Here is a 7,074-nt window from a genome sequence, read left to right as displayed (position 1 = left end):
GACAGCAGCAGAGTGCCGAGCGACAGGGTTTACCGCTTCAACATCTGTCCCTTTTCATCCGTACGAAGCTGAGGACGTAAGTGTGTACGCCGACAACCACGAGGTCAGCGGTCGCCGACCTCGGCCTGGTCGTGCTCCCAATCCCGCTCGAACTGCCGTCAGCACCGATATACCTGTCGTGGCATCAGCGCTACGACACCGACCACGCCCACGCCTGGCTGCGCGGGCTGGCGCGAACCGCGCTGGCCATGTGCGGAGCGTCGTAGTCGGCGCCGTCCGGCCGCTTCACCCATACGTCCACGGTCCACGCGACCACCACGGCGATCTGCTTGGACGTCAGCAGCGGCTTGTCCGTGCGGGTGCTGGCCGTGGAGGCGGCCAGACCGACGCCTGCGGCTCACCATCGCGGATCGCCGGTGTGCAGATCAATCTCACCGGGATTTCCTGGATCTCAACTACTCACGCCCCGATCCCGGAGCCGGGGGACCATAGGGTGAACACAACGGTCGTCGGCACCTCGCAGGCCGCGGCACACGTGGCGGGACTCGCCGCCTACCTGCTCTCCACGTCGAAGGATCTGCCCCTCGCGACCGTCGGAGAGGCCATCACCATTCTGGCTGTCCCCGACCGCGCGCTCGAGCTGCCAGTGGGCAGCCGAACCTGCTGGCGTTCAACAACGCGTCGACCGGCTGACCATCTCCCCACAGAGGGCACGTCGATCGTCGGCTCCGCCGACTACGCCGCCGCCTTCGCCCTCGTCGCCCAGCAGCGCTTGCAGACGCCGACGACCACGGACGCTCTCGCGACGGACGCGGCGTCGCAGGACCTGGCGGACGGCATCGCCCACTTCGCCGGCGCCGGACTCTTGGACACGGACAACCCACGCCTGGCCGCCGACCACTTCAGCGCCCTGACCGTCCTGCTGGCCTACGGACGGCAACCGATCCCCGCCACCGCCGACCCGGAAAGTCCGCCAGACCATGGCCGACGGAGCCCACGCGTTCATCCGCGCGTACGCCACGCGCCAGGAACGGGCTCCGCACCGGCGTGAGGACGGAGTCGGGACGCGCTGGGCGGGACGCCACTTCTGGATGTCTCCGAACCGGGTCTGTTCTCGTATGGCTGCGGCGAGGCGGCGTGCGTCTTGATCGTGACGGCGGACTCCGCGATTCCCGGCTCCATACCCGGGTCAACGCCGCCACCCCCAAGACGACGCGGTCACCGGGCCCGGCTCGCTCGTTTGACCCAGATAGGTGAGTCAGCGCCGCGTATCGCCGGGCGCGAGGAGGCTGGTCAGCTCCGAGATCGCCTCGGGAGAGGGCTTGAAGTAGCGGATCGGCTTCCTCCGGGGCTGGTCGCCGAGCTGACCCAAAGGCAGATACGACGAGGCGCCGCCGATCCGTGCAAGCCCTGGCGGGTCGGTTCGGGGAATCGCGCTGCGTCGGGGGCTCGGCGCGCGGAGGCCGGCGTCGGGGTGTGGAGTTGCCCGATGAACCCCCGGTTGATGCTGCCGGATCGTCAGGGCCGGACGGGGAGGTTGGCTTCCCATCCGTCGAGCAGTCGTTCGAGTCCCAGTTCGAACCCGCGCTCGGCGCTGTCGGTCGCGTGGGGGAGCTCGGCATCACGGATGACCCGGGCGAGGAGTGGGTGGCGCCCGGTCTTGACGACTTTGTCGAGGTAGGGCGCGTGGGCGTCCATCCATTCCTGGATGCCGACTCCGGAGCGTCGGACGGCTTCCTGTTGGGCGAGCTCGCCGATGGCGTAGCCGCGGACGAAGGCCTGCAGCGTGTTGACGACGGTGATCATGACGTCGATGTCGAAGCCGAGGGGATCGAGGGCGGCGAGTGCGTATTCGGTGGCATCGAGGGAGTTCGGTCCGAGTGATGGGCGCCCTGCTGCGAGGGAGGTCATCCAGGGATGCCGGTGGATGGTGGCTCGGGAACGATGGGCCAGGCTTCGCAGGTCGCTGCGCCAGTCGCCGGTGGGGGCAGGCGGGCCGCCGTCTTCGGCCGCTACGGCGTCGAGCATGAGGTCGAGCAGGTCGTCCTTGGACGCCAGGTAGCGGTAGAGCGAGGCTGTGCCCGTTCCCAGTTCCTTGGCGACGCGCCGCATGGACAGTGCCTCGATGCCCTCGGCGTCGGCGATCGCGATAGCGGCGCTGGTGATCTCCGCCCGGGTGCGTGACGGCGCGGGGCCTTTCGCGGCCCGCTCCGGCCGGTCCCAGATCACCGTGTGAGCGTCGTTCATCGGTTTTCCTCCTCACTACTGCGCTCACTGTTCGCAGTAGTGCTATCGTGGCACCGGTACTGCGAACACTGTATCGCAGTAGAGCGGTGTCCAGCCGAAAGGGAAACCACCATGACCACTCCCGTCACGATCGTCGGCGCCGGGCTCGGCGGCCTGACCCTCGCACGGGTCCTGCACCTGCACGGCATCCCCGCGACCATCTACGAAGCCGAGACATCGGCGGACGCCCGCACGCAGGGCGGTCAGCTCGACATCCACGAGTACAACGGGCAGCTCGCCCTCGAAGCGGCCGGCCTCACCGACGAGTTCCGCGCGATCATCCACGAAGGCGGCGAAGCCCTACGCGTGCTCGACCAGCACGGCGCGGTACTGCTCGACCAGCCCGACGACGGCACGGGCGGTCGCCCCGAGGTGCTCCGCGGAGACCTGCGTCGGATCCTGCTCAACTCGCTGCCCGACGAGATGATCCAGTGGGGACACAAGGTCACCAGCGTCCGCCCCCTCGGAGACGGCAGGCACGAGCTAGCGTTCGCCGACGGGCCAACCGTGACGACCGGCCTCCTCGTCGGCGCGGACGGCGCCTGGTCGAGGATCCGGCCGCTGCTCTCCGACGCGAAGCCCGAGTACGTCGGCACGTCGTTCATCGAGACCTACCTGTACGACGCCGACCAGCGCCACCCCGCAGCGGCCAAGGCGGCCGGCGACGGTTCCCTGTTCGCCGTCGCAGCCGGCAAGGGGATCCTCGGCCACCGGGAGGCCGATGCCGTTCTTCACACCTACGTCGCGCTCAACAAGCCGCAGGACTGGATCAACGCCACCCTCGCCAGCCCCGAAACGGCGGCGGCCCAGGTCGCGGCAGAATTCACCGGATGGGCGCCTGAACTCACCGCACTCATCACTGACGGGGAAACGGCCCTCGCCCCGCGCCCGATCAGCGCCCTGCCGATCGGCCACTGCTGGGACCGCGTTCCGGGAGTGACGCTGCTGGGCGACGCCGCCCACCTCATGTCACCGTTCGCCGGGGAGGGCGCCAACCTCGCCATGTTCGACGGCGCCGAACTCGGCAAAGCCATCGCCGCCCATCCCGACAACATCGAGGCCGCCCTTGCAGAGTACGAGCAGGCTCTTTTTCCCCGCAGTGCCCAGTTCGCCGCCGAATCCGACAAGAATCACCAGCTCATCTTCGGCGACAACGCCCCCGCCAGCCTGCTCGACCTGCTCATCGGCCAGGAGCCGACCGAGTGAGCGAGATCGCCGAAGGGCAGAGGGAGTCAACGAGCCGAAGTCAGTAGTCTGCCTACGCCGGGCGACGCGCGTCGGTGACGCAGCCCGCCGGTCCGCCCGTCGATCTGGTTTCCGCGTTCGCGTTACCGGTGCCCCCACTGGTGATCTGCGAGTTGCTCGGGGTGCCCTTCGCCGACCGGGCCGAGTTCGGTGCGCGCAGCAACCGACGACGTGGTGGCCCAGTTGCTCGCGCAGGCCCGGAACGGACACTCCCAGTGATCCCCATGCTGCCGCACCGCTGGAAGGGCTCCAACGTCCTCGGCGCCGCCGGACGGACAACACGGTCCCTTCGGCCCCTGGTCCGACCCGGCGGAGTCCGAAGAAGGGAACGCAGCCCCGGGCCCAGCAAGCCCGAACCCCCTGCGGAGTAGCGGAACCCCAGGCTGGTCGTTCTCCGCCGGTTGGGGCACAGGGAGACGCTGAACGTCACGCTGGTACGGCCCGAGCTGGTGGTGGAGGTCTGCGTCGACGTCGCCCGCGACGCCTCCGGTCGGTGGCGCCACCCCGCGCGCCTGCACCGCGCCCCCCGAGCTCCACCACACTGACGTCCCCCGCCTGACGTCACCGCCGCACTGACGGCGGCGCGGCGCGGCGGCCCCGGCCGACGCGCGAGCAACACCAGCGGCGCCCGATCCCCTCGCCCGACGCCCGGGACCTGTCCCACCACCCACCTTCCTTGTTCTTCCTGTTGTGAGGCGTGGACTCGGGGGCGTAGAGGGGATGTCGGCCACCCGACCACGGCAGGGTCAGCGTGGTGAACGGCGGATTCGCGGACAGGCGCGGCAGAGGATGCGGACGGTTGTCGGCCGGGTTGTCGGCGGGGACTTGGGCCCGGTCCACGGATGCGTTGTCGCTTCGGGACCGTGGTCGGGCCTTCGTGGTCGGGGCTCTGGTCGGGGCCGGCTGCTGCTGTGACCCGTACACGCGGCGCCCGGCAAGGACGGCGCCGCACCGGACGGGAAGCGAGCAGATCCGTGATGATCGGCGTGGACGTGAGCAGCGGGGACCGGCTGGCGCTGGGCGTGCTGGCTCAGTACCGGATGGCCACCACCGAGCAGATGCACCGGGTGATCGCCCCGATGGTGCGCATCGAGCAGACCCGGCGGCGGCTGGCCAGACTGCGTGCCGAGGGGCTGGTCGACCGCATCACCCTGCCGCAGGCCGGACGGACCCGGGTGTGGTTCCCCACCTCGTACGGTGTGCAGCTCACCTCCGAGTGGCCCGAGATGCGCGGGCACCGGCCCTCCAGGACCGTGTCCGATCCGACCGCCGTGCGGCTGAAGGCCGGCCATACGCTGACCGTGACCGAGACCGCGCTCGCCTTCCTCGAGGACGCCCGCCGGCGCGGGGAGCTGTGCCAGCCGCTGGACTGGATGACCGAGGTCCACCACCCGATCGGGAGCGGCGAGGCCGTCATCCCCGACGCGCTCCTGTACTACCGGCGCGGTCCCGCCGACGGCGACAACGGATCGATGCTGCGGGCGTTCGTGGAAGTCGACCGGGCCACGATGGGCCCCGAGCGCCTCGCCGCCAAGCTGACCTCGTACGAGCGCCTCTACCGCTACGTGCCCGTGCTCCCAGGGCGCCGACCGACCATCCAGGAACCGGCGGTTGAGGAGTGGCGGCGGCGCTACCCGCTCTTCCCCCGAGTTCTGTTCGTCCTGGACGGCACCGGACCCGCCGGTATCGAGAACCGGATTCACGCCCTACGGGCAGGGACTGGGCTGCTGGCGCCATCCCGCTTCCTGCACGACGTCCCCGTCCTCGCGGCACCGCTGGCCGACCTGCTCCAGCACGGCCCCTCCTCCCCCGTATGGCGGCCCGTCCTCGACCCCGACCAGCGAGGCCCCTGGACCGGGCGCGCGTACCGGCAGACGTAGCACGCTGACCAGCCGTGGTCGGGATTGAGTGTGGCACAGCCAGACCCGTGGTCGGGACTGGGTCATGGGGCGGGTGGCTGCCTGGATGATCAATTCCAAGGGATGCCTGCGGAGGGTGTGCGGTGGGCGGCGGCCGAAGCCACCGCGAGACGGTCAGGCGGCGGGCTGCCGGCCCTGGTTGTCCAGGTGGCAGCGGGCTGTCAGGCGTCAGGGTCGACTTCGGGGTGCGTGAACCGCACGGGCTTGCCCAGCGACCGGGCGTAGGCGATTTCGGCTCGGGTGCTGTCTCCGATGTAGTCGCCGACTACGAGCACCTCATCAGCGAGCCGGATCTTCGCCCGGTGCAGATCGTCGAGTCGAACCTTCAGCGCCTCGGCCTCGACAGGATCGGACCAAAGTTCGTGCGGCGACTTCATGTCACAGCCCGGTTTGACGACAATCTTTCCGGCTTTGGTCTCCCGCAGATCGGCCTCGTTCATCTCGGTCATGAAGCGGGTGGAGCCGCAGATCACGACGATACGCGGGAGGCTCAACAGCTTCTTCGCGTCGGCGAGCTTCTCCTCGGGGGTGAGCAGTCGCGGGTATGACACTGGTTCCTCCTGGTGGTGAGGTCCAAGCGGTGCCTGCGGAGACGAGAACGAGGGCGTCCAAGATCGTTTTGTGACGAACGACGTGGACACCCTCGCGACAGCACTCTATGCGACGACCGACGACATGCTGACGGAGCATCCCGACCTGGCGCCGTGGCGCCCGCCGGTCGGCATTACGCCCCGCCTGAGCGATGCCGAACTGGTCACCCTCGCCACGATGCAGGCCATACCCGGCTACACCTCCGAGGCCAAATGGCTCCACCATGCCCGTGCCCACCTGCGCCACCTCTTCCCCTACCTGCCCCAGCAGCCCGGCTACGACAAGCGGCTGCGCAAGGCCGCCGGTCTGATGCGAAGCGTCAACCGGATCCTGGCCACCACCACCTCGGTGTGGAGCGACGACGTATGGGTCGTGGACTCCACCCCGGTGGAATGCGGCCGCTCCCGCGAGACCGCCAAACGCTCCGACCTGGCAGGTCGGGCCGAATACGGCTACTGCGCCAGGCACAGCCGCTTCTTCTGGGGCCTGCGCCTGCACCTGGTCTGCACCCTTCAGGGCCTGCCCATCGCATTCGCCCTGACCGGGGCCAAGGCCGACGAACGCGAGGCCACCCTCCTTGACCTCCTGACAGCCGAATGCGAGGTTCTGCAAGAGCGCCCCCGACAGACTCTCATCGGCGACAAGAACTACTTCGGCCGTGGCTTCGAACGCGAACTGCCCGAGCATGGAGTCCAGTTGCTGCGGCCTGCCCGTAAAGGTGAACGGGAACGGCCTGGCGCAGCCCTGTTCAAGCCGCCACGCCGCTGGGCCAGCGTCCCGAAGAGGTCATCGAAGCGGACGGCGTACGCTTCGAGCGGACCGGGCGCGGGCGGACACGGCAACCGCTTCGTCATCTCAGGCTCCCCAGGCCACAGTTGATGCCTTCACTTCACGGCCCACTCCCGCACGAACCCGCCGCCAACAAACCACCGCTAGACCCAATGCCGTTGCGTTACGGGCTTGCGGGTTGGGGTCTTGTGATGAGGACGGTTTGAGGTCCAGTGCCGGTCGGCTGTGGCCAGGCGCGGTGTTC

Annotated in this window: 6 protein-coding genes and 2 pseudogenes; 5 read left to right on the top strand and 3 right to left on the bottom strand. The window is 69.2% G+C overall.

The window, feature by feature from the left end; all coding sequences use genetic code 11:
• Window positions 1–95: 95 nt before the first annotated feature.
• Window positions 96–266 (top strand): annotated as a pseudogene (locus ACIRU3_RS47170) (LysR family transcriptional regulator); the annotation flags it as partial.
• A 227-nt stretch (window positions 267–493) separates the two neighbouring features.
• Window positions 494–1,051: a hypothetical protein gene (locus ACIRU3_RS47165; RefSeq protein WP_404070548.1), complete on the top strand. Its 558-nt coding sequence runs from the start codon at window positions 494–496 to the stop codon at window positions 1,049–1,051.
• A gap of 207 nt (window positions 1,052–1,258) precedes the next feature.
• On the opposite strand, the pseudogene ACIRU3_RS47160 reads toward ACIRU3_RS47165, so the two are convergent.
• Together ACIRU3_RS47160 and ACIRU3_RS47155 are read right to left on the bottom strand one after the other, a co-directional pair.
• Window positions 1,259–1,336: pseudogene (locus tag ACIRU3_RS47160) on the bottom strand (site-specific integrase); the annotation flags it as partial.
• Window positions 1,337–1,518: 182 nt separating this feature from the next.
• Window positions 1,519–2,247, bottom strand: a complete 729-nt coding sequence (locus ACIRU3_RS47155) for a TetR/AcrR family transcriptional regulator (protein WP_404070546.1) — start codon at window positions 2,245–2,247, stop codon at window positions 1,519–1,521.
• Between the two features lie 111 nt (window positions 2,248–2,358).
• Here ACIRU3_RS47155 and ACIRU3_RS47150 point away from each other — a divergent pair, with 111 nt between their 5' ends.
• On the top strand, window positions 2,359–3,492 hold the full coding sequence (locus ACIRU3_RS47150; protein ID WP_404070544.1) for an FAD-dependent oxidoreductase: 1,134 nt from the start codon (window positions 2,359–2,361) through the stop codon (window positions 3,490–3,492).
• A 1,016-nt stretch (window positions 3,493–4,508) separates the two neighbouring features.
• Window positions 4,509–5,411, top strand: a complete 903-nt coding sequence (locus ACIRU3_RS47145) for a replication-relaxation family protein (protein WP_404070542.1) — start codon at window positions 4,509–4,511, stop codon at window positions 5,409–5,411.
• 200 nt (window positions 5,412–5,611) lie between these two features.
• On the opposite strand, the gene ACIRU3_RS47140 is transcribed toward ACIRU3_RS47145, so the two are convergent.
• On the bottom strand, window positions 5,612–6,001 hold the full coding sequence (locus tag ACIRU3_RS47140) for a hypothetical protein (RefSeq protein WP_340375664.1): 390 nt from the start codon (window positions 5,999–6,001) through the stop codon (window positions 5,612–5,614).
• A 70-nt stretch (window positions 6,002–6,071) separates the two neighbouring features.
• Between ACIRU3_RS47140 and ACIRU3_RS47135 the strand changes: the two genes are divergently transcribed.
• The gene (locus ACIRU3_RS47135) at window positions 6,072–6,920 is read left to right on the top strand and encodes a transposase (RefSeq protein WP_404070540.1); all 849 of its coding nucleotides are present in this window, start codon (window positions 6,072–6,074) and stop codon (window positions 6,918–6,920) included.
• Window positions 6,921–7,074 lie beyond the last annotated feature (154 nt).

The sequence above is a fragment of the Streptomyces sp. NPDC101151 genome (assembly GCF_044768335.1).
Taxonomy (GTDB): Bacteria; Actinomycetota; Actinomycetes; order Streptomycetales; family Streptomycetaceae; genus Streptomyces.
Note: the sequence above shows the minus strand (reverse complement) of the source record. Positions and strands in the feature narration are given on the sequence as shown.